Here is a 22019-nt window from a genome sequence, read left to right as displayed (position 1 = left end):
GGATGACTTCAATTCGACGTCCGGGGTGGTAAGCTTGGCCGCACACTCCCAGCGGATCCACCGGCCGGCGCATGACCTTTTCCATCGACCTGTTGCACGGAATCTGGCCCCCACTCATCGTGGTTGCGGTGACCGCGGCGCTGGTGGCCGCCGCTACCTGGGTGGCCCGGCGCAGCCAGCAGGGCACGGCGGGGCTGGTGTACCAGTTAGCGAACTGGGTGCTGGTCTCCCTCGGCGTGGTGGTAGTGGTGATCGTACTGCCGATCTCGGACGAGACCCAGGGCCAGATACTCAGCCTGCTCGGCGTGGTGCTCACCGCGGTGATCGCGCTGTCGTCCACCACCTTCGTGTCCAACGCCATGGCCGGCGTCATGCTGCACTTCACCCAGCCGTTCCGCCCCGGCGATTACGTGCGCGTCAACGAACAGTTCGGCCGCGTTACCCGGCGCTCGCTGGTGCACACGCAGATCCAGACCGAGTGGCGCGATATCACCACCCTGCCCAACCTGTTGCTGGTCAACAACCCGGTGACGGTCATGCACAGGGACGGCACTATCATCTCCGCCGAGGTGTCGATCGGCTACGACGTGGCCTACCCCGAGGTGCAGGACGCGCTGCTGCGCGCCGGCGAAGACAGCGGCCTGCGCGAGCCCTTCGTACTGGTGCAGGAACTGCTGGACCACGCGGTGCTCTACCGCATCTGCGGTTTCCTGGCCGAGATGAAGCACCCGCTGACGGCGCGCTCCAACCTGCGCAAGAAGGTGCTCGAACAGCTGCACGGCAGCGGCATCGAGATCGTCTCGCCGGCGTTCATGAACCAGCGTGTGCTCGACCCGCAGGCCAGCGTGATACCGGAGCGGCCGGTGGCGGAGCGCCAGCAGCCGCCCGGCGACGTGCAGGCACCGCCCCCGGAGGAAAAAATCTTCGACCAGGCCGAGCAGGCCGCGAGCCTGGAAGACCTGCGCGCGCGCCAGGAGCAGACCCGGCAGGCGGTCAAGCGCGAGCGCGCACACCTGAAGAGCGTGCCCGATGAGCAGCGGGCGGCGGTCGAGGAACGGATCGCCAGGCTCGAGCGCGAGGAGGCGCTACTGGCGCAGATGATCGAGGCGCACAACAACGGCGCCTGAAGCGGCTGCCCGCCTGTCCCCGGCACACCCCTGGAGGCCATCCCATGTACACGCTGTATATCGGCAACAAAAACTACTCGTCCTGGTCGCTGCGCCCCTGGGTGCTGATGAGCGAACTCGACCTGGCGTTCCACGAAGAGCTGGTGCCCTTTGCCGAGGGCGGCAGCTGGGAGCAGTTTCGCCGCTTCAGTCCCAGCGGCCTGGTGCCGTGCCTGGTGGATGGCGAGCGCGCCGTGTGGGACTCCCTGGCGATCGCGGAATACCTGGCGGAAAGACACCCGGGCGTGTGGCCCGAGGACGCCGCGGCCCGCGCCTGGGCGCGCTGCGCAGCGGCGGAAATGCACGCGGGTTTCAGCGCGCTGCGCAACCTGTGCCCGATGAATTGCGCCCTGCGGGTAAAACTCCGCGACAGCGACGCCGGGCTGCAGCGCGATCTCGCCCGCCTCGCGGAGCTGTGGGGTGAGGGGCTGGCGCGGTTCGGCGGGCCGTTCCTGGCCGGTGCCACGTTCACCGCGGTAGATGCCTTCTACGCGCCGGTCGCCTTTCGCCTGCAGACCTACAGCCTGTCCATGGACGCACCGGCCGATGCCTATGCGCAGCATCTGCTGGCACTGCCCGCGATGCAGCGCTGGTACGCCGCCGCCATCGCCGAACCCTGGGTGGATGCCGCCCACGAGGAAGAGGCGGCGCAGATCGGCGAGATCGTTGCCAACTACCGCGTCGAATGATGGCGCGCTGAACTCCGTTCACTCCCGTGCCGGGCGCGCAGGCAAAAAAAACCCCGCGGCCTAGCGGCGGCGGGGTTTCTTCGAAGTGCGCGGTTGCGCCCGGGATCAGAACTCCAGGATGAAGTCCACGCCGAAGGTGCGCGGCGGTGCCGGCGCCTTGGCGGCGAAGCCCAGGGAACCGTCGGTCAGGTCGTAACCGCTGGTGTACCACAGCTCGTCGGAGAGGTTGCGTCCCCACAGGGCCACGCTGATGGTGCTGTCCCAGGGTCCCTGCATCTCATCCAGGCCGATGCGGGCGTTCCAGGTGTCGTAACTTGGCGCGGTGTTGCCGTCGACCAGGTCGGGACCGTTCGCGGTGAGCAGGAAGTAGTCGTCCACCCAGGAGTAGTCGACGCGGAACACAAGGTTGCCGCTGAGAACGTCGGGCACGACGTAGCGGGCGTACATGTTGAAGGTGTTCTCCGGCGCGTGGGCCCAGTGGTTGTTGGACAGGTCCACGTCGTCGCTGGGATCCTCCGGCACGCCCTCGTTGATGTAGGTCTTGTACTCCGGGTCGAGGTAGCCGTAGCCGCCGCCCACCGTGAAGTTGTCGGTGATCAGGGCGGTGAACTCCAGCTCCATACCGGTAATCTCGGCGTCGCCCGCATTGTCGATGTTATTGTCGCCGGTGGCGGTCAGCTGATTGACCTGCAGGTCGCTGTAGTCGTTGTAGAAGATCGCGCCGTTGAAGATCAGGCGATTGTCCAGCCAGGTGGTTTTCCAGCCCAGTTCGTAGGTGTAGACGGTTTCCTCTTCGTAGCCCGCCAGCCACAGGTCGGGCCGGGTGTTGGGTGCGCGCGGGTTGAAGCCGCCGCTCACGTAGCCCTTGGAGACCTTGAAGTAGGTCATCAGGTCGTGGGTCCAGTTGTAGGTGACGCCGATGGTGCCGGAGACATCGTCGAAGTCCTGCTGCGCGTCGGGCAGGACGACACCACCGATGGCGTCGCCGGTAGACAGCAGCACCGTGGTGTCGGTACGGGTCTGTTCCTTGTCCTCGGCTGTGTAGCGCAGGCCCATGGTCAGGTCCAGCTTGTCGGTGATGCTGTAGGTACCTTCACCGAACAGCGCCCAGACCTCGTTCTGCGCGGTGGAGTCCAGGTTGGAGCTGATGCCGAAGATACCCAGGCCGTTGTAGCCGTAGATCTCCTTGATGTCCTCGTCCATGTAGAACGCGCCGAGCACGTACTCGAGGTCGGAGTCGAAGGCGTCACCCACCAGGCGGAATTCCTGGGTGAAGGTCTCGGCCTCGTCGCCGGAAGCGTTGTGCAGGATAAACAGCGGCGAGGTGTCGGAGTCCGAGAAGTTGTCGACCTCGAACTTGCGCAGGCCGGTGATGGACACCAGCGACAGGCTGTCGTTGATCTCCCAGTTGGCGGTGAAGCTGTGACCCTCGATGTCGGCCTTCATAAAGGTACCGACGGCGTCGAAGTAGCGCTCCTCCTGCTGGCCGTCATCCACGTAGGGGGCGAGGCCGGGCTGGGCCGGGCCGAAGGCGACCAGCTGCAGCGGGTACATGCCCTCGTCGATCTTGGTCATGTCGAACGAGTACAGCAGGTCCAGGCTGTCGCTGGGCTCCCAGCGCAGTTGCAGGTGCGCGACCTCGCGGTCCTTGTCGCCCAGGGTCTTGTTGTTGTCGAGCTTGTTCTTCCAGAAGCCGTCGCGCTGCAGGCTGGCGACGTTGGCCTTGAAGGCGAAGCTGTCGCCCAGCGGCACGTTGATGGTGCCCTTGAAGTCCTGCTGGTCGTAGTCGCCAAGGGTCGCGCTGACCTTGCCGGAGACCTCGTCGAACTGGGGTTTCTTGGTGATGAAGTTCACCGCGCCGCCGACCGTGTTGCGGCCGTACAGGGTACCCTGCGGGCCGCGCAGGATTTCCACCCGCTCCAGGTCGAGCACGTCGAACACCGAGCCGGCGCCCTTGGCGATGAGCACGCCGTCGAGGTACAGCGCGACCTTGGGTTCAAAGCTGGAGATGGTCTCGGCGTTCTTGAAGCCGCGAATGGCGATGGCGCCGCCGGCTTTGCCGGGCATTTCGTGCATCAGCACGTTGGGCGACATGGCGGAGAGATCCAGGTAGTTCTGGATGCCCTGTTCCTTGATGTTCTCTGCCGAGAACACGGTCATCGAGATGTCGGTGTCCTGCAGGGAGGCCTCGCGGCGCTCTGCGGTGACGATGACTTCTTCGAGTTGTGCATGAACGGTGGGAACGATAGCGACGGTCTGGGCGAGTGCCAGCCCCAGTCCGGTATACAGACGAGAGTATTTCATCCTGAAGTTTCCTCTGGAGAATAATTATTGAATTTATAGTTTCTCAACGTCACGTATTACTGTGTGATCCGGGGGACAGCAAACCGCGCAACGCTTGTAGCGGGCGTTATAGCATGTTCCAAAGCCCTGTTCCAAGGGCAGTTTTTCCGTTCAATCCCTTGAAAAAAATTTCGATAAAATGCGTCATTCTGCGCTGGAATCGGCGCCCTGGAGCAGCATTCCCGGGCCGGTGAAGCGCGCGCCCGCATGTTCCGCGATGGCCATGATGCCGAGGTTGAGTTCCTCCGCCACGGCGAGGAACTGCTGGAAATCGCGGGTCGCGATGCCGGCGTCCAGGCGCAGGATGGCGTTGGCGTCGCGGATATCCTCGAAGCGCACGGAGATGGTGTCGTCGATAACCTCCGCGGTGTTGGCGAACAGCTGGCGCACTTCGCCGAGAATCTCGCGCAGTTCCGCGCTGCCCGGCAGCTGCATCTGGAAGCGGCGGAAATAGCGGATGCGGTCGCGGGCGGTGAAGTTCTCTACTTCCTGGGAGGAGAACACCGAGTTGGGTATGTAGACCAGCGAGCGGTCGAGGGTGCGCAGTACTGTTGAACGCAGGCCAATCTCTTCCACCGTACCGGTGATATCGCCGAAGCGGCAGAAGTCGCCGGCGCTGACCGGCCGCGCGGTGTACAGAGTGATCGCGCCGATCAGGTTTTCCAGGGTTTTCTGCGCGGCCAGGGCGACGGCGAGGCTGCCCACGCCGAGACCGGCGAGGATGGTGGACATGTCGTAGCCGGCCTGGTTGGCCCAGACCAGCGCGATGATGGTGACCACCAGCACCTTGAGCATGGTGGTGAACGGCCGCAGCAGGGCGACGTACTGGGTATTGCCCGCGTGCTGCAGCTTGCGGATCTGGTAGTCGCGTAGCAGCGACAGCAGGCCGAGCACGAGTACCGCAGCGGCGACGAACTCGATGCCCGAGGAGTTGAGCAGGATGCGCGTGGTCAGCGACAGCCCGATCTGGCCGATGAGCATGCGGGCAATGATCAGGAAGGCGAAGAAGCGCACGGTGCGGCGGAAAAAACGCCGGATGCCATCGGGGAAGTTGTTCGGGATAACCAGCGCGATGCGCATCAGCAGGTAGCTGACCAGGCTGGCCAGCGGCCACGCGACGAGGAACGACAGCACCAGGGCGATGACCTGCCAGTTCTCCATACCGAGCACCCGGAACTGCGGCAGCCAGTCGCCGAGCTTGACCGCCAGCGGGCTGTAGCCGAGCTCGCGCCACATGTCCGGGATGCGCGCCACTGTCGCGTTGGAGAGCTTCCACTGCTTGCCACCACTGCCATCCGGCACGCGCTGCAGGTAGACCGGGATGGTTTCTTCCAGCAGTTTGATCGAACCGATCTGGTCGCGGTAGCTGGGCAGGCCGTCGTCCAGGTTGCCCTCGGGCAGGTCGCTGATGCCGGTGATGTCGACGATGTTCTGCTGGTTCCACACGTAGGCCAGCGCGCGCACCAGTTGTTCGTCGCTGTACTTGCCGACGTACTCGTCGACATAGCGCCGGTCCAGGTAGCTGCTCGCCGTCGCGTAGTCGCGCGCCCGCAGCGCCTCGCGCAGGCCGAGCACGGCGGACATCGGGGTGGCGGCTTCCTCGCCGGTGCCGGCCGCATCGCGCCCCCGCTCGGCCTGTACCCGCTCGGTTTTCTCGGCGGCCTCGAGCAGCTCGCGCGCGGAGATATCGGATTGTTGCGGCGCCTCCTGCGCCATCGCATACAGCGGTGCCAGGCAGGTACAAACCAGGAGCAACAGGCGAAGCAGGGCGTTGGGCATGGTCGAGAGTCCGCGAGGGTGGCCAGCGCCCATGGTAGCGCAAGCGCGCAGTCGTCCCCAGCGTCCGCTGCCCGCGACACCGATTGCGAGAGGTAGAGGCGGTTATTGACTGGGGCGGCAATGGTTTGGTCCATACATTTACTTGGGCGCGCCGCACCACATATCATACGGTGGCGTATCTCAGCTGGCGGCGACAGCGGCCGGCCCAATAAATAATAACCGCGAGGGCGTCCCACTATGTTTTGCAAGAAACCCCTGTACACGTTTGTCTGCGCCGCACTGGTCGGCACCGCGCCGATCGGCGCCGCGCAGGCCCAGGAAGCCGCTGGTGATGGCGCCAGTACGCGCCGCGCCGGCGCCGGCAGCCTGCTCGAGGAAGTGATGGTCACCGCGCGCAAACGCGGTGTCGCCGAAAGTTCGCAGACGGTACCCGTTACCCTGACCGCACTCGGCGGCGACCAGCTCGAGGCGATGTTCGCGCAGAACCTTGCCGACGTGAGCATGACCCTGCCCAACGTGCGGCTGGACTCAGACGGCGCCTTCCCGGGCACCTCGAACTTCTCTATCCGCGGCATGGGCTTCATCAGCACCATCGCCTCCAACGACCCGACTGTCGGCCTGTTCGTCGACGGCATGTATATCGGCACCACCCTGGGCGGTTCGCCGGATACCTTCGACCTGGAGTCAGTGGAAGTACTGCGCGGCCCGCAGGGCACGCTGTTCGGCCGCAACGTGACTGCCGGTGCGGTGATCATGCGCTCGCGGCGCCCGGGCCAGGAGACCAGCGGCACCCTGCGCGCCGGTGTCGGCAGCGGCGACCGCCTGCTGCTCGGTGGCGGTGTCGAGGGCGCGCTGGGCGACACCATGGCGGGCAAGATCTACGCCCAGTACAACGATTCCAGCGGTGACTTCGAGAATATCGCCAACGGCGACGACTTCGGCGCGCACAAGGTGCAGTTCGTGCGGCCCATCCTCAGCTGGACGCCCAACGAGGACCTCGATATCACCCTGATTACCGAGTACAGCAAACACGAGGGCGACGGCACCGCGGCACGCTATATCGAGTACCCGGGGCAGCTGCTCTACGACACCTACGGCGCGCGCGAGCCGGGCAGCGCCGACGAGATTGCCCTGAGCTACAAGGGCAAGACCGATATCGAGACCAGCCAGGCCGTGCTCGAGGCCAACTGGCAGCTGGGCGACGGCACGCTCACCTCGATCACCGGCGCGCGCAAGGTGTCCTACTACTCGCAGGGCGACACCGATTCCACCCAGTTCGACGTGGTCACCGACGCCTGGCTGGACCTGGAGCAGGACCAGTTCTCCCAGGAGCTGCGCTACGCCGGCAAGGCCTTCTCGGACAAGCTCGACTACACCGTGGGCCTGTACTACTTCCAGCAGGACATGGAGCAGTTCTACCACGTGCTGTTCTTCGGCTCGCCGGCGCTGCGCTCGCAGGGCAAGCTCAGCCACCAGTCCGCCTCGGCCTTCGCCCAGGGCGACTACCAGATCGTCCCCGACCTCTACCTGACCCTGGGCCTGCGTTACACCTGGGAGTACAAGGAGGCGGAAAACGCCAGCTTCTCCGACTGCGTATCCACCGGCTCGCAACTGCGCTGTGACCTCAGCGACTCCGGCGACAACGACTGGGACAACCTGAGCCCCAAGATCGGCCTGAGCTGGCAGGCGACCGACGACGTGCTGGCCTACGCCAGCTACACCGAGGGTTTCCGCAGCGGCGGCTACAACATCCGCACCACGGGTGATACCGAGTCGCCCGGACCCTACGACGAAGAGAAAGTGAAAGCCTACGAAATGGGCTTCAAGTCCACCTTGCTCGACGGCCGCCTGCGCGCCAACGCGGCGGTGTTCTACAACGAGTACACCGACCTGCAGCGCACGCGCAGCGTGGGTATCACCAACTTCATCGACAACGTGGCGGCGGCCACCACCCAGGGTGCGGAAGCCGAGCTGACCTTCATGCCGATAGACAGCCTGGTGCTGATGGCCTCGGTGGGATACCTCAAGGCGGAGTACGACGACTACCCGGACCTCGACGTCGACTTCGACGGCACGCCGGACCCGGAACTGGCCAAGGGCCTGCAGCTGGTGAAGGCGCCGGAGTGGTCCTACAACCTCGCCGCCATCTACGACCTCTCGCTGGGCAATGCCGGCGAGGTGTCCACCCGCGTGTCCTACACCTACAACGACGAGACGCCGATCAACGACCAGAACACGTTGATGATCGACGAGTGGGAGCTGTGGGATGCGAGCCTGACCTGGCGCCCGGCCTCGGGGCCGGACATCGAGGTGTCGCTGTGGGGCAAGAACCTGACCAACGAGGTGTACGCGGAGTCCGGCACCTACGTGGACACCCTGTGGACCAACCTCTACCAGGCACTGCCGCGTCGCTACGGTGTGGAGATGGTCTACCGCTTCTGAGTGCGCACACCCCCGCGTCGGCGCCGTGCCGTCGCGGGGCATTCTTCGTTTAACTAGAGCCCCAGCTGGCGAGGCCCTGTCTCGCCAGGCCCTGACTAGCGGGGTTCGCTCCCCGATCCCATCGCCGCGCGGTTGGCGGCGATACTCGCGGCGCTCAGCAGTATCACCTCGATCTCCTCGATGATCTCCTCCTGACGCAGGATATTGCTGCGCCGGGCGAGGTTGGTCTCCTCGTCGTCCAGGTGGCGCACGGCGGAGTCGAGGTGGCTGACGCGCAGGCGGTTCTCTTCCATCAGGGCCGCGTGCAGCATCCACTGCAACAGCAGGGGCAGGTGCAGCTCCGCGAGTTGCGCAAAGCACAGCTCCGGCGGCTGGTTGAGCAGGGGCGGCAGCCGCGCCGCGCCGGGGTTTTCCGCGGGCAGGTCGTGAAAGGTCGGCAGCAGCGCGTGCTCCTGCACTTCGCCGGCGGTGCACAGCACTGCGCGCAGTCCGAACAGGGCGTGTTCGCTGCGCAGTCGCAGCACCGTCTCCACCAGCGCCGACAGGCGCAGGGTAATCTCCTCGACGATCGACACGCCCTCGAGCACACCGACCACCCGCGGGTCGTCCTCCATCAGCCCGGCGAGCTTGTTGCCGACGCACAGGAAACGGTGGCTCGGCCCCGTGCCGGCGGGCAGCGTGGCTTCCAGGTGGCGCAGCAGGCGCTGGTTGAAATCCGCGCACAGGCCGCGCTCGCTGCCCAGCAGCAGGTACAGCGCCGGGCGTCCTGCGCTGTCCGGCGGCGGCCGCAGTTCCGGGTGTGCCTGCAGCAGCGCCGCGGCCGCGGTACGCTGGGCATCGACCACCGCCTGCTGCGCCTCCAGGCGCCGGCCGAGCTTGCGCGTTTCCATGTAGGCCAGGGTCTTCATGGAGTTCATGATCTCGCGGATCTCCGCCAGGTTGTGGCGGTGGGCCTCGAGGCTACGCCGGCGCGACATCGTGGCTGTCCTGCGCGGTTTCTCCAGCACGCCCGGCGGTGGAATCCCCCGCCGGCTCCGGTTCAACTGCCTGCAACCAGCTGCGCAGTGCCTGCAGCCAGGCGTCGCGCTCGGCGTCGAGGTCGAGCTGGCTGCTCTCCAGTCCGGCGCCGATGGCCTGCAGCAGGCCGGGTACGTCGGCGGGCTGGGCGGTGTCCAGCAGGCCCGCGTTGAAGGCCACCATCCAGGCCAGCTGGAAGCGCGCGGGCAGCGGACTCAGGCGGTCCTGCTTGAGCAGTTCGCGCAGCAGGCGGCCGCGGTGGATGGCCTTCTCCATGGAGGCCTCGAGGCGCGTGCCGAAGCGCGTGAACACCTCCAGTTCCAGGTATTGCAGGTAGTCCAGCTTCATGCGCCCGGCCTCGCGCTTGATGCACGGGTGCTGCGCCTGCCCGCCGATGCGCGACACCGAGACTGAGATATCGATGGCCGGGCGGAAGCCGGAAGTGAACAGGTTCTTGTCGAGGTAGATCTGCCCGTCGGTGATCGAGATCAGGTTGGTGGGGATGTAGGCGGCGATCTCCCCGAGGTTGGTCTCGACGATGGCCAGGGCGGTCATGCTGCCGCCGCCGTGGGCGGCGTTGAGCCGCGTGCCGCGCTCCAGCAGGCGCGCGTGCACCGAGAAGATATCGCCCGGATAGGCCTCGCGCCCGGGCGGGCGGCCGAGCAGCAGGGACAGCTCGCGGTAGGTGCGCGCGTGGGTGGAGAGGTCGTCGTAGACGATCAGCACGTCGCGCCCGCGGCGCATCCAGAACTCGCCCAGGGCGCAGCCGGCGAAGGGCGCCAGGTGCTGCAGGCCGGGCAGGGTGTTGGCCTCGGCCAGCACTACCGTGGTGTAGGCGAGGGCGTCGAACTCGCGCAGGGTGGTGATGGTCTGCACTGCCGCCGAGCGCTTCTGGCCGATCAGCACGTAGATGCACTGCACGTCCTTGCCGTGCTGGTTGATCACCGTGTCCATGGCCAGCGAGCTGCGCCCCAGGCCCTCGTCGCCGATCACCAGCTGGCGCTGGCCGCGGCCGATGGGAATCATGCTGTCGACGATCTTGATGCCGGTGTACAGCGGCTGGGTAACGAAGTCGCGTTCGATGATGGTCGGCGAGGGCGCCTCCATCGCTTGCCAGGTTTCCGTCGCCGCGGGCTCGAGGTCGTCCAGCGGGTCGCCCAGCGGGTTGATGATGCGCCCGAGCAGGCCGTCGCCCACCGGCAGGCTCAGGGTGTGGCCGGTGAGTTGCGCCGCGGTGCCCGAAGTCAGCTGTTCGGTTTCCTGCAGCAGCACGGCGCCGACCACGCCCTCCTGCAGGTCGAAGACCATGGCGCGGCTGCCGTCGGCCAGCGCGATGATGTCGTCCATGGCGGCGGAGGGCAGGCCGTTGATCCAGACGATGCCGTCGCCCACCGAGACCACCGTGCCGTGCTCGGCCAGGCGCAGTTGCGGGTCGTATTGCGCCAGCCACTCGCGCTGGCGCGTGATGCGCTCGTCGCCGTTCACCGGCCCACCCGGGCAAAGCCCTGCAGTTCGTCGCGCAGGTTGAGGCCGAGGCGCCAGCCGCCGGCGGTGATGCACAGGCCGGCGAGCAGCTCGGGTTGCTGCTCGAAGCTGCGTTCGCGGCCCGGGAACAGCGTATCGAGGCGCGCTTCCAGGGCCTGCCGGCGCGCCGCGTCGAGCGCGAAGGCACTGCCCACGGTGATCGGGCCGGGTTCGCGTTCCAGTTCACGGCGCAGGTTGTCCAGGGTGTCCGTGTCCACGCTTGCCAGTTGTCCCAGTGCCAGGTCGATGAGCCGGCCCTCGAGTTCGGCACTGGCACCGGCGCCGAGCAGGCGGGCGGCGAAGCCGGCGGCGTTGTCCAGTGCCTCGGCCTGCAGGCGCGCGGCGGTCTGCGCGTCGCGGTGGCCCTGCAGCACGCGGTTTTTCTCGCGCTCGGCGGCGACCTCGGTGGCGACTTCTTCGAGTCGCCGCGCGCGCTCCGCCTCGACCTCGTGGTGCAGGGCCTCCAGCGCCTGGCCGCGCTCGCGCTCCCAGTCCGCCAGGCGGCCTTCGTATTGCGCCTGGCTGGCCTGCGCGGCGTCGCGGGTCTGGCGCGCCTGGGCCAGGTCCTCGGCGATGGCCGCGCGCCTGCGCGCGATGACCTCCAGCACCGGGCGGTACAGGAAGCGCTTGAGCAGCCAGACCAGGACCAGGAAATTGATGATCTCCAGGATGAAGGTCGACCAGGTCAGTTCCACGGCGTGCGCTCCGCGACGGGCTCGGGTGACCGGTTCACTGGACCAGGTATTCCAGCAGCGGGTTGCGGAACAGGATGATGAGCACGATCACCAGCACGTAGATGGCCAGCGACTCGATCATCGCCAGGCCAATGAACAGGGTGCGCATGATCGATTTCTCCGCCTCCGGTTGCCGGGCCAGCGCCTCCAGCGCCTTGCTGATGGCCATGCCCATCGCCAGGGCCGGACCGAGCACGCCGATGGCGATGGCGAGGACCGCGGCGGCGGTGGAGACGATGGTGAACAGGGACAGGTCGGCCATGGCTGGGTCACTCCTTGCGGGACTGTCGGTGGATCTGGGTCTGGATGCCCCCGGCGATGTAGATCAGCGCGAGCATCCCGAAAATATACGCCTGCACCAGCGCCTCGACGATGTGCAGCATGAGAATCGGCACCGGGGCGAGAAAGCCCGCCACCACCAGGATCAGCAGCGCGGCCATCTCCAGGCTCATGATATTGCCGAACAGGCGCACGGCGAGCGCCAGGGTGCGGGTGATCTCGGACACGATGTGGAACGGCAGCAGCAGCGGCGTGGGACTCAGGTAGTGGCGCAGGTACAGTCCCAGGCCCTGGCTGCGAATGCCGAACCAGTGGGTGGAGAAGAACACCAGCAGGGCCAGTGCCGAGGTGGCGGAGAGGTCGCGGGTGGGCGAGTGCAGGCCGGGGATCAATCCCACCAGGTTGGCGACCACCAGGTAGCACCACAGGCTGGCGACGAACACGCCGATACGCTGGCGCTCCACCGGCACCACTTCGTCCACCGCCTGCTGCATGACCGTGACCAGTCCCTCCAGGGCGCTTTGCAGCATGCCGGGGTCGTCCACTTTCAGGCGCCGCGTGCCGAGAAAGGCGAGCAGGCCGATCGCCGCCACCACCGCCGAACTGGTCAGGCTGGTGGAGGTGACCGCCAGCGGGCCGATGCTGAACACGGTGTCGATGCTGAGTTCCGAGGCGGACACGTCGGCTACTCCCGGATCAGCAGGTAGACGTTGACCGCGCCGAGCACCACGCCGAGCAGCAGCAGGCTCAGGGTCCAGCGCATGGAATAGCCCTCGGACATGCCGTCCAGCCAGCGGCCGAGGTAGGCGCCGCCGACGATCGGCAGCACCATGGTCAGGCCCAGGGTGCCGATGTAGATGGTCTGGCTGAGCAGGGTGTCGTGCTCGCGCTCGGCGCGGCGCTTGCGTTCGCCCTGTTCGCGCACCTGTTCGTGCAAGTCGCGGGTCTCGTTCATACCGGCCTCAACTCGCGATGCCCGGCTTGTGCCGCTGCATGTCCCACAGCCGCTTGAGCATGTCGCGCTCCATGCCGCGCAGGTGCTCGATGGCCAGGTGCAGTTCGGACTCCGCCTGCATCTGCTGTTGCAGGCGCTGCATGATCGCCGCGTCGTCGTCGCCGCGAAAATAGCGGCGCGTGCTGTAGGTCAGGGTGTCGCCGCGAAAATGAATGAGTGCGCCGGGGGAGGCCAGGTAGCTCCAGTCATCCGCGCCGCGACGGAAGCGCGCCAGGCCCGGGCGCAGTACCGCCAGGGTGTGGGCGTGGCCGGCGAGCAGGCCGAAACTGCCGGTCTCGTCCTCGCCGACGAAGGAGGTGACGCCGTCGATGTGCTCGCCGCCGCTGCTGTCGAGCAAGTGCAGGCTGAAGCTGTTCATTCGTCGGTACCTGTGTCGACATCCGCGCCGCCACTTGTGCCCCGGCTCGAGTCGCTAGCGGGGCCGGGTGCGGAGCCCTTCTGTGCGCCGGGTGCGACACCGGCCATGGTCCCGCGCATGTAGCAGCTCTCCTCGTCGACCTCGTCGTAGCGGCCGAGCAGGAAGGCCTCGCAGTCGTCCAGGGTGTCCGCCAGCTTGACCGTCTGGCCGGGAATGCCCGAGTGCGAGGCGGTGGCCCAGAAAGGCTGGGTGAGGTAGCGCTGCAGCTTGCGCGCGCGGGTGACGATTTTGCGGTCCTCCGCGGACAGCTCATCGATGCCGAGCATGGCGATGATGTCCTCCAGTTCGCGATAGCGGGCCAGGTGCTCGCGCACGCCCTCGGCGATGTCGTAGTGGCGCGCGCCCAGGGTGTGGCGGTCCATCAACCGGCTGCTGGACTGCAGCGGGTCCACCGCCGGGTAGATGCCCTTGCTCGCCTGTACGCGGGAGAGGATCACGCTGGTATCGAGGTGGGCGAGGATGGCGTTCACCGCCGGGTCGGTCATGTCGTCTGCCGGCACATACACCGCCTGCACCGAGGTGATGGCGCCGAGGTCGGTGGAGACGATGCGCTCCTGCACCTCGGCGACTTCGGTGGTCAGGGTGGGCTGGTAGCCGACCAGCGCCGGCATGCGCCCGAGCAGGCTGGAGACCTCGCTGCCCGCCTGTACGAAGCGGAAGATGTTGTCCATCACGAACAGCACCTCGCGCTGCAGGGTGTCGCGCAGGTACTCGGCGTAGGTGAGCGCCGAGAGGCCGACGCGAAAGCGCACGCCGGGGGATTCATCCATCTGGCCGAATACCATGAGGGTCTGCTCGAGCATTCCCGAGTCGCGCATCTCGTGCCACAGCTCGTGGCCTTCGCGGATGCGCTCGCCGACCCCGGCGAATACCGACACGCCGCGGTACAGCTCGCTCACCCCGTGCATGAATTCCATGATCAGCACGGTCTTGCCCACCCCGGCGCCGCCGAACAGGCCGGTCTTGCCGCCCTTGGCGAAGGGGCACAGCAGGTCGATGACCTTGATGCCGGTCTCGAGGATTTCGCCGACGCCGGTGGCCGCGGAGATCGGCGGCGGCCGGCTGTGGATGTTGCGGTGCTCGCCCGCCGGCAGCGGCTCGCCGCCATCCAGGGGTTCGCCGAACACGTTGAGCAGGCGCCCGAGGCACTCCGGCGCCACCGGCACCTGCAGCGGCGCGCCGGTGTCGTACACGCGCATGCCGCGGAACAGGCCGGAGCTGCGGTGCAGGCTGATGGCGCGGATACGGCGCTGGTCCAGGTGCTGGTGTACCTCGAACAGGCAGGTCTCGTGGTCGAAGTGACCGACCAGGGCCTGGCGCAGCGGCGGCAGGCGCTCGCAGGCGATGACGGCGACCGCGCCGTGCACTTCCACCACCACGCCGATGGCTTGCGCTGCGCGGGAGTCCTGTGCGGGAACAGAGTTGGCCATGGTTTTTTTATACACCAGTAACGGGGTGCTGGCATTGCGGCTACGCAATGTTTTTTGGCACTGGCCGCTCGCGTGGCGCTGCCGATCGCGCTCTGGACGCGTCACCGTGTGGCGGCCCGCCCGCCTCGGGCGGTATCATGGCTGTTTTGCATTGGCGGGCAGCGGAGAACACATGTCGACACAACCCCCGGAAGGCGAGGCCACGCAGCCCGGCACCTTCGCGCCGCTGGGGGAAACCACGTTCCGCAACATGTGGATCAGCAACACCATCTCCAATGCGGGGGGGTTGATCCAGGCGGTGGCCTCGGCCTGGGTGATGGCCAGCATCGCCTCCGCGGATTTCGTGGCCATGGTACAGACCGCCACCTTCCTGCCCATGGCGCTGTTCGCGCTGCCCGCCGGGGCGCTGGCCGACATCTACGACCGGCGCAAGGTGCAGATCGTGTTCTTCTCGCTGGCGCTGGTCTCCGCCGCCCTCATGACCCTGGCCTCCAGCGCCGACCTGCTCACGCCCTGGGTGCTGCTCGGCTTCTGTTTCATGGTCGGTTCCGGCAATGCGCTGTCCGCGCCGGCGCGCGGCGCCTCGGTGGGCGAGCAGGTGCCCAAGGAACTGCTGGCGCCGGCGGTGGCGCTGAACAACATCAGCTACAACCTGGCGCGCAGTGTCGGCCCCGCGGTGGGCGGGGTGATCGTCGCCGCGCTGGGGGCGACGGTGGCGTTCTTTATCAACGCCATCAGCTACGTGCCCATGTTGTTCTCACTGTACCGCTGGAACCGGGTGGCGGAGGTCTCGCGCCTGCCGCCGGAGGGGCTGTTCCGCTCCATCCACGCGGGCGTGCGCTTCGTCGCCAACATGCGCCCGGTGCGCCGCGCCATCATGCGCGTGTTTGTGATCAGCTTCCTCGGCGCCGCGCTGCAGGCCCTGCTGCCGCTGGTGGCCAAGGACATGATCGGCGGCGACGCCAGCGTCTTCGGCCTGATGCTGGGCGCCTACGGTGTGGGTGCGGTGTCCGGGATCTTCGTACTGCAGCGCCTGCGCGCGAGCATCGGCAACGAGAACATCGTGCGCATGACCTGCGTGGTCGGCGCGGCGGCGCTGGTGATCCTTGCCCACAGCACCAGCCTGGTGCTCGACCTCGTAGTGCTGCTGGTGGCGGGCATGATGTGGATGGTCGTGGTCACCACCATCAGCATCACCGTGCAACTGTTCGTGCCGCGCTGGGTCATGGGCCGGGCGATCGCCACCTGCAGCGCCGCCACCACGCTGGGTATTTCCCTGGGCGCGCTGATGTGGGGGCACTTCGCCGAAATCTACGGCCTGCCGCTCACCTTCCAGGCCTCCGCGCTGACCCTGCTGGCCTCGCTCGCGCTGACCCGGGTGCTGCGCGTCGCCGACCGCACCGCGTCCACCGAATCCGACGAGCGGGTGCTCGACGACCCGGAGGTGAAGCTGGGGATCACCGGGCGCAGCGGCCCGATCAGCATCGAGCTGCAGTACCGCATCCCCGCGGAGAAGGCGCGCGATTTCTACAACCTGATGCGCGAGATGCAGCAGGTGCGATCGCGTACCGGCGCCTACGACTGGTCGTTGTCGCGCAACCTCGCCGACCCGGAGCTGTGGTCCGAGACCTACCGCCTGCCCACCTGGCTGGACTACCTGCGCCACCGCAACCGGCGCACGGTGGACGATATGACGCTGCTGATGCGCGCCCGCGAGATGCACGTCGGTATCGAGCCGGTGCGCGTGCAGCGCTGGCTCGATCGCCCCTCCGGTTCCGTGCGCTGGCGCGAGGATGCCCCGGACCGCGGCGACGACGGCCTGAAGTTGCAGGACTGAGTCCGGCACCGGCATGAGCGAGCACGCTGTCAGCGGCCTGCCCTGGCCCCGCCGGGGGGTGGCCATCGTGGCGATATCCGCCGGTTCGCTGATGCTGATGACTGACGCCTCGATCGCCGCGGTGGTACTGCCGACGCTGGCCGAGGCCATGGGTATCGACAGCTCGCGCGCGGTGCTGGTGGTGACCGTCTACCAGTTGATCCTGGCCATGACCCTGATGCCGCTGGCCGCCCTCGGCGACCGCATCGGCCAGCGCCGCCTGTTCCGCGCCGGCCTGGTGTTGCACAGCGTGGGCGCGGCGCTGTGTTTCCTGGCCGACGACCTCACTGCGCTGATCCTGGCGCGCTCGCTGCAGGCGCTGGGCACCGCGTCCGCCATGAGCGTGGTGTTCGGCCTGCTGCGGCTGGTGTACCCGGCGGCGCAACTCGGCCAGGGCCTGGCCATCAATACGATTGCCAACGCCAGCGGGACGGCGCTGGCGCCGGTGGCGGGCGGCCTCGTCTTGTCCGTGGCCAGCTGGCAGTGGGTGTTCTCCGCGGCGGTACCCTTTTCGTTGCTCTGTCTTTTGCTGAGCCGCGCGCTGCCCGAACCTGAGCCGCACTCGCAGCCCTTCGACCTGCCCGGCGCCGGGTTTTGCGCGCTGACCTTTGGCCTGCTGATCGCCGGTATGGAGATGGCCACGCACGGGCCACACGGCTGGCTGGGTGGGATGCTGCTGGGCGCGGCGGTCGTCTCCGCGGTGTTGCTGGTGCGCTGCGAGCGCGGCCGCGACCACCCGGTGCTGCCGGTCGATCTTTTGCGCCAGCCGGATCTCGCGCTGGTAGTGCTGTCGAACTTCATTGCCGTGCTCGGCTCGATGACCCTGCTGCTGTACGCGCCGTTCCTGCTGCAGGACGAGCTGGGCTATAGCGCCGGGGCTACCGGAGGGTTGCTGGCGTCCTACGCGATGGCGAGTATGGTCTGCGCGCCGCTGGCCGGGTATCTCTCCGATCGCCTGCCTGTTCCGCTGCTGTGCCTGAGCGGCCTCGGCGTCTCACTGCTCGGACTGTGGACCCTGGTACTGCTGCCTGCGGATGCGGGTTCCTTCGGCATCATGTGGCGCCTGTGGTTGTGCGGCGGTGGTTTCGGCCTGTTCTTCTCACCGGCCGCGCGCCTGGTCATCGGCACCGCACCGGCGTCGCGGGCCGCTGCCGCCGGCAGCCTGCAGACCACCGTGCGCATGCTCGGCCAAGCCCTCGGCGCCACCCTGCTCGCCGCCCTCCTGGCCAGCCCCCTCGGCGAAGGCACCCGCCCCATGGCCGTCTCCATGGCCCTGGTCGTCGTCGCCACCGCCGTCTTCCTCCTGCACCTCAAAGCGAGGCCATAAACTGGGGTCAGAGCCCTTTTCCGCTGTTTTTGATGTCCTGGGTGGCGCGTCCCCAGCGCTGGGGGACATCAAAAGCAGCGGAAAAGGGCTCTGACCCCTGCGGTTTTCAGGCGACGAGGTGGGTTTCGCCGGGTTTGAATTCCCACATGGGGGTCATGGCGGCGGTGGGTTTTTCGTTGATGATCCACTTGACCATGCGGCGCACGGGTTCGATGCCGTCCTGGGGGCCGATCAGGCCCGGGCCGTTGAGGTTGTAGCCGAGTTCGACGAAGCGCTGGCCGCCGTGCAGGGCGCCCTTGTGGCGCACCTCGTCGACCCACTGCGGCGGGTACACGCCGACGGTCTGGGTGGAGCAGTCAACTGCGTCGAGGAAGTCCTCCAGCGTGTCGATGGGCACCAGGTTGACGGTGCGGTCGGCGAGGTAGGCGGAGAAGTCCACCGGGTCCGAGGTTTTGGAGACGATCACCGCCCCCTCGCCCTGCTGGCCGCCGATCACCTCGTAAAAATCGTCCGACAACCGGCAGGCATCGACGTGGGATTTCAGCTCCGGGTCGTAGCGCTTGGGCCTGGTGCTCATGTCTTCCGGCAGGCCCAGCATACCGTCGTACACCGCGTGGCCCAGCTTGACCAGGCGTTCGATGGCCTCGTCGCTCTCACCGCCCATCACGTACACCGTGCGGCAGTTGGCGCAGCCCACCTGGTTGCCGACCCCGACATCGCAGGCGATACGCTTGCCGACTTCGATGATCTGTTCTTCGCTTTCCAGCCCGCCCTCACCGACAAAGCTAGCGCTGTGTTTCGGGTCCAGCGAGATCAGCTCCAGTCCCGGCTGGATGTACTTGGTCACGTGCTTGACCGAGCTGAACCCGCCCCAGGCGACGATCTTCTCCAGGTTGTGCGGCTGGTAGAGCTTCTTCTCGAAGGCCTCGTCGCCGCCGCGCCAGTAGGCCACGCTCACGTGTTTGGTGATCGGGTGGTCCGGCGCCACATCGACCATGGTGCGCACGATGGCGCCGGTGGTGAACGGGTCGTTGGAGGGCACCTTGATCACCGTGTCGCTGCGCGTCACCGCACCGCGCAGCACGGTCAGCGCGCCTAGGGTCGGGCCGTTGCCGGCGACGATGTGCAGGGCGCGCGAGCCGTAGGCGCGCACGTTGAAGTCGGAGCCGTTGATGCGCTTTTCCACCCAACCTTCCAGGTACTCGCGGCCGACGCTGTTATCCACCCATTGCAGGATGCGCTCGCGGTTGAACATCAGCGGCAGCGTGGCGTAGAAGCCGTCGATGATCGGCGGCGTGGTCGGCGCGGTCTGGTAGCTGTACTCGGCCGCCTCGCGCAGGTAGTCATTGGTGCGAAAATCCAGGTGCGTGCCGAGTTCCTCGAGGTAGTCGATGACGTCGTCGAGGGACAGCTCGTACATGTCCGCCATGTCGCTGGGACTGCGGATCGGCAGTTCGTCGATGATGGTCTGCGGGTCTGGCGCGTAGAACTCGAGGTCGCCGCCGCGGCCGCCGAAGCTGACCAGGTTGTCGTGGTGAATCTTGCCGCGGATGATCGCGTAGGAAATGGGCTTCAGGGAATCGGTCATCGTTGCTTACCTTCGGAACCAGTACTTTGTGGTTATTGATTGATTGGCCGCGGCACCAGTCGCGTTGCCGTGGAGCCGCCAGGCGCGTTCCGGACAGATACCCCGGCGCCGGGCCTGGCGGTCGAACCCGTCGCGCCTGGAGCTCCAGCGCGTTGAGCTAAAGCTCCAGCGCATTGAGCTAGAGCTCCAGCGCGTTGAGAAAGTCCAGCGCATCGGCCTGCGCCTCCGGCGTGGCTGCACAGGTGATTTTGTCGTCGCCGCCCTCGACCTCGGAAAAGCGCTGTACCTTGCCCTGTATCGCGGGGGTGGTGCGGCCGCAGGGGCAGGGAGTGTCCCAGTCGATGGTGATGCGGTCGCCGGTGACGATGCCACCCCAGGTGCCGTCGTGGGTCATGTCGAAGAATGAGGCGCGGCCGGTCTGCACGCCGCTGCGCGGCAGCGGGGCGCCGGTGTCGCGGTCGAGCAGGAACACGGTGACCCAGGGCAGGAAGTGGTAGTGACCGTGCTCGCAGGTGACGGTGAACGAGTTCAGCTCGGTCATGCCGTAGCTGGAGCGCAGTTGCGGCACGCCGAAGAATTCCTTGATGATGTCGTCGACGTTGTCCGGCAGCACCATGCCCTTGGCGCCGCCGCCGCCCATCACCACGGAATCCGGGGTAAACACGTCCTTTATACCTTCTGCCAGGCCGCTCTTCGCCACCTCGTAGAACATCGGCGTGGTGCCCATGGCGAACACCCGCTGGCCGCGCAGTTCCTGCACCATGGATTTCACGAAGGCCTGCTGCTGCGCCGGCATGTCGCGCTGCATGGCCTCCAGCTCCGCCTTGCGCGCCAGCAGGGTCTCGGGCACATCGACCTTGGAAACGTCGCCCTTGGCCTGGGCCGCGCGCAGGCGCCCGGCCAGCCACATCAGGTCGCTGCTGATCTTGGTCTGGAAGGCGGTGTGCAGGTAGCTCTCGTCGCCGAAGGCGAAGATCTCACACATGTACTTGCCGAAGGCGCCGGTGGACATGTGGCCGTCGCGGTACAGCGGCGTCATCACGTGCATCTTGTCCTTGAGGTCGCCCTCGGTGGGCATCTGGCCGAAGGGCTGCGGCAGTTGCACGCGAAAGCACATGGCGGACAGGCGGTAGTCGGCCTTGCTCTTGGGGAAGAACGACATGGTGCCGCTGGTGCCCGAGGAGTTTGCCGGGTCCAGCGGGGTCTCGGCGCGCAGGGTGCCCAGCCAGTCGTCGATGGACTTGCAGCCGGAGACATCGACGCCGGTGATGTCGTAGGGCGTGAGCTTGTCCAGCCACTTGCTGAGCTGGTCGAAGCGCTGCCTGGCGAGCAGGGAAATCGGGTAGGACTTGTACACCGTGTGCTCGAACAGCAGCGGCGCCGCGTCGTTGATCGTCGCCACGCTGTCGATGCCCTGGGCGTCCGCCAGCTTGGCCAGCACCGGAATCTGCTGGCGCCGCTCGGCCAGGCGCAGGTTGAGGGCGGCCAGCTGCACCGCCTCCTGTTCCTCGCGCGGCACGCTGTGCAGGCGGGTGTTGGAGTAGCCGAAATGGGCGAAGGGATCGTCCATCCAGGCGCGGGCCTCGCGCTCCAGTTCGGGGCCGATGGCGGGGGCTTGCTGTGCAGGGGCGTTGCTGGACATGGGTTACCTACCTTTTGCTTATCGGTCGGGTCGCCCGTTCATGTGCCAGTGCGCCCGGTTTGTGTCAGTAGCTCACCAAAACTAACCAATTGGTTAGTTTGAGTCCGGAGCTTAGCCCAGGGTCGCGGGGATTACAATCAACCATTTGGTTATATTGGGTTGCGCGATTAAGCCCCGCGGCGACCAGCCGTGGTACCATGTCCGGGTCCGGGCGGCTCCGCCCGGGTTCCCGTGGTGACAACTGCTTATTTGAGGAGAATCATGGAATCGCTGATCGAGCGCACGATGTATGCCGCTCGCTGGCTGCTGGCGCCGGTGTATCTCGGTCTCAGCCTGGCGCTGCTGTTGCTGGGCATCAAGTTTTTCGAGGAACTGCTGCATGTGTTCCCCATCATCCTGTCCATGTCCGAGGCGCAGCTGGTGCTGGTCATCCTCAGCCTGGTGGACCTCGCCCTGGTCGGCGGCCTGCTGGTGATGGTGATGTTCTCCGGCTACGAGAACTTCGTCTCCCAGCTGGATATCGAGGACGGCACGGAGAAGCTCGGCTGGCTGGGCAAGATGGACTCCACCTCGCTGAAGAACAAGGTGGCGGCGTCCATCGTGGCGATCTCCTCCATCCACCTGCTGAAGATCTTCATGGATGCGGAGAACATCGAGAACGACAAGATCCTCTGGTACATCATCCTGCACCTGACCTTCGTCGTCTCCGCCTTCGTCATGGGCTACCTCGACAAACTCACCCGGCACTGA

General features: G+C 66.7%; 18 protein-coding genes. 6 read left to right on the top strand and 12 right to left on the bottom strand.

Annotated elements, in window-relative coordinates; all coding sequences use genetic code 11:
- The first annotated feature begins 71 nt into the window (after positions 1-71).
- Both E4634_RS13775 and E4634_RS13770 read left to right on the top strand, forming a co-directional pair.
- Positions 72-1127: a mechanosensitive ion channel family protein gene (locus E4634_RS13775; protein WP_135444849.1), complete on the top strand. Its 1056-nt coding sequence runs from the start codon at positions 72-74 to the stop codon at positions 1125-1127.
- A 44-nt stretch (positions 1128-1171) separates the two neighbouring features.
- On the top strand, positions 1172-1855 hold the full coding sequence (locus E4634_RS13770; protein WP_135444847.1) for a glutathione S-transferase family protein: 684 nt from the start codon (positions 1172-1174) through the stop codon (positions 1853-1855).
- A gap of 105 nt (positions 1856-1960) precedes the next feature.
- Here the strand turns inward: E4634_RS13770 and E4634_RS13765 are convergent, their stop codons facing one another.
- Positions 1961-4159 carry a TonB-dependent receptor gene (locus E4634_RS13765; RefSeq protein ID WP_135444845.1) on the bottom strand — a complete coding sequence of 733 codons (2199 nt, stop codon included), beginning with the start codon at positions 4157-4159 and terminating at the stop codon, positions 1961-1963.
- A gap of 183 nt (positions 4160-4342) precedes the next feature.
- The gene (locus E4634_RS13760) at positions 4343-5977 is read right to left on the bottom strand and encodes a mechanosensitive ion channel family protein (RefSeq protein WP_135444843.1); all 1635 of its coding nucleotides are present in this window, start codon (positions 5975-5977) and stop codon (positions 4343-4345) included.
- A gap of 237 nt (positions 5978-6214) precedes the next feature.
- Here E4634_RS13760 and E4634_RS13755 point away from each other — a divergent pair, with 237 nt between their 5' ends.
- The gene (locus E4634_RS13755; protein ID WP_135444841.1) at positions 6215-8419 is read left to right on the top strand and encodes a TonB-dependent receptor; all 2205 of its coding nucleotides are present in this window, start codon (positions 6215-6217) and stop codon (positions 8417-8419) included.
- A gap of 95 nt (positions 8420-8514) precedes the next feature.
- On the opposite strand, the gene E4634_RS13750 is transcribed toward E4634_RS13755, so the two are convergent.
- Genes E4634_RS13750 through atpD form a run of 8 tightly spaced genes read right to left on the bottom strand, consistent with a single transcriptional unit; the run spans position 8515 to position 14836 of the window.
- The gene (locus E4634_RS13750; RefSeq protein ID WP_135444839.1) at positions 8515-9396 is read right to left on the bottom strand and encodes a F0F1 ATP synthase subunit gamma; all 882 of its coding nucleotides are present in this window, start codon (positions 9394-9396) and stop codon (positions 8515-8517) included.
- Positions 9380-10921 carry a F0F1 ATP synthase subunit alpha gene (locus tag E4634_RS13745; protein ID WP_135444837.1) on the bottom strand — a complete coding sequence of 514 codons (1542 nt, stop codon included), beginning with the start codon at positions 10919-10921 and terminating at the stop codon, positions 9380-9382. Before E4634_RS13745 ends, E4634_RS13750 begins: the two co-directional genes overlap by 17 nt.
- The gene (locus tag E4634_RS13740; protein WP_135444835.1) at positions 10918-11655 is read right to left on the bottom strand and encodes a F0F1 ATP synthase subunit B family protein; all 738 of its coding nucleotides are present in this window, start codon (positions 11653-11655) and stop codon (positions 10918-10920) included. Before E4634_RS13740 ends, E4634_RS13745 begins: the two co-directional genes overlap by 4 nt.
- A gap of 34 nt (positions 11656-11689) precedes the next feature.
- Complete coding sequence (atpE, locus tag E4634_RS13735) at positions 11690-11956, bottom strand: ATP synthase F0 subunit C (protein ID WP_135444833.1); 267 nt, start codon at positions 11954-11956, stop codon at positions 11690-11692.
- Positions 11957-11963: 7 nt separating this feature from the next.
- Positions 11964-12653: a F0F1 ATP synthase subunit A gene (locus E4634_RS13730; RefSeq protein WP_135444831.1), complete on the bottom strand. Its 690-nt coding sequence runs from the start codon at positions 12651-12653 to the stop codon at positions 11964-11966.
- A 5-nt stretch (positions 12654-12658) separates the two neighbouring features.
- A complete protein-coding gene (locus tag E4634_RS13725) occupies positions 12659-12928 on the bottom strand; it encodes an AtpZ/AtpI family protein (protein WP_135444829.1) in 270 nt (89 codons plus the stop codon).
- 7 nt (positions 12929-12935) lie between these two features.
- On the bottom strand, positions 12936-13346 hold the full coding sequence (locus E4634_RS13720; RefSeq protein WP_135444827.1) for a F0F1 ATP synthase subunit delta/epsilon: 411 nt from the start codon (positions 13344-13346) through the stop codon (positions 12936-12938).
- A complete protein-coding gene (gene atpD / locus E4634_RS13715; protein ID WP_135444825.1) occupies positions 13343-14836 on the bottom strand; it encodes a F0F1 ATP synthase subunit beta in 1494 nt (497 codons plus the stop codon). Before atpD ends, E4634_RS13720 begins: the two co-directional genes overlap by 4 nt.
- A gap of 172 nt (positions 14837-15008) precedes the next feature.
- Here atpD and E4634_RS13710 point away from each other — a divergent pair, with 172 nt between their 5' ends.
- Both E4634_RS13710 and E4634_RS13705 read left to right on the top strand, forming a co-directional pair.
- Entirely contained in the window at positions 15009-16673 is a 1665-nt protein-coding gene (locus E4634_RS13710; RefSeq protein WP_135444823.1) for an MFS transporter, read from the top strand.
- A 13-nt stretch (positions 16674-16686) separates the two neighbouring features.
- The gene (locus E4634_RS13705; RefSeq protein WP_135444821.1) at positions 16687-18039 is read left to right on the top strand and encodes an MFS transporter; all 1353 of its coding nucleotides are present in this window, start codon (positions 16687-16689) and stop codon (positions 18037-18039) included.
- Positions 18040-18145: 106 nt separating this feature from the next.
- Here E4634_RS13705 and E4634_RS13700 read toward each other — a convergent pair whose 3' ends face one another.
- Both E4634_RS13700 and E4634_RS13695 read right to left on the bottom strand, forming a co-directional pair.
- Complete coding sequence (locus tag E4634_RS13700) at positions 18146-19627, bottom strand: acyl-CoA reductase (protein ID WP_135444820.1); 1482 nt, start codon at positions 19625-19627, stop codon at positions 18146-18148.
- 178 nt (positions 19628-19805) lie between these two features.
- Positions 19806-21269 carry a phenylacetate--CoA ligase family protein gene (locus tag E4634_RS13695; protein ID WP_135444818.1) on the bottom strand — a complete coding sequence of 488 codons (1464 nt, stop codon included), beginning with the start codon at positions 21267-21269 and terminating at the stop codon, positions 19806-19808.
- 261 nt (positions 21270-21530) lie between these two features.
- Here E4634_RS13695 and E4634_RS13690 point away from each other — a divergent pair, with 261 nt between their 5' ends.
- Positions 21531-22019, top strand: coding sequence for a TIGR00645 family protein (locus E4634_RS13690; RefSeq protein WP_135444816.1), 489 nt, complete (start codon positions 21531-21533; stop codon positions 22017-22019).

Origin of the sequence: Mangrovimicrobium sediminis (assembly GCF_004745945.1) — a bacterium.
GTDB lineage: Bacteria > Pseudomonadota > Gammaproteobacteria > Pseudomonadales > Halieaceae > Mangrovimicrobium > Mangrovimicrobium sediminis.
Note: the sequence above shows the minus strand (reverse complement) of the source record. Positions and strands in the feature narration are given on the sequence as shown.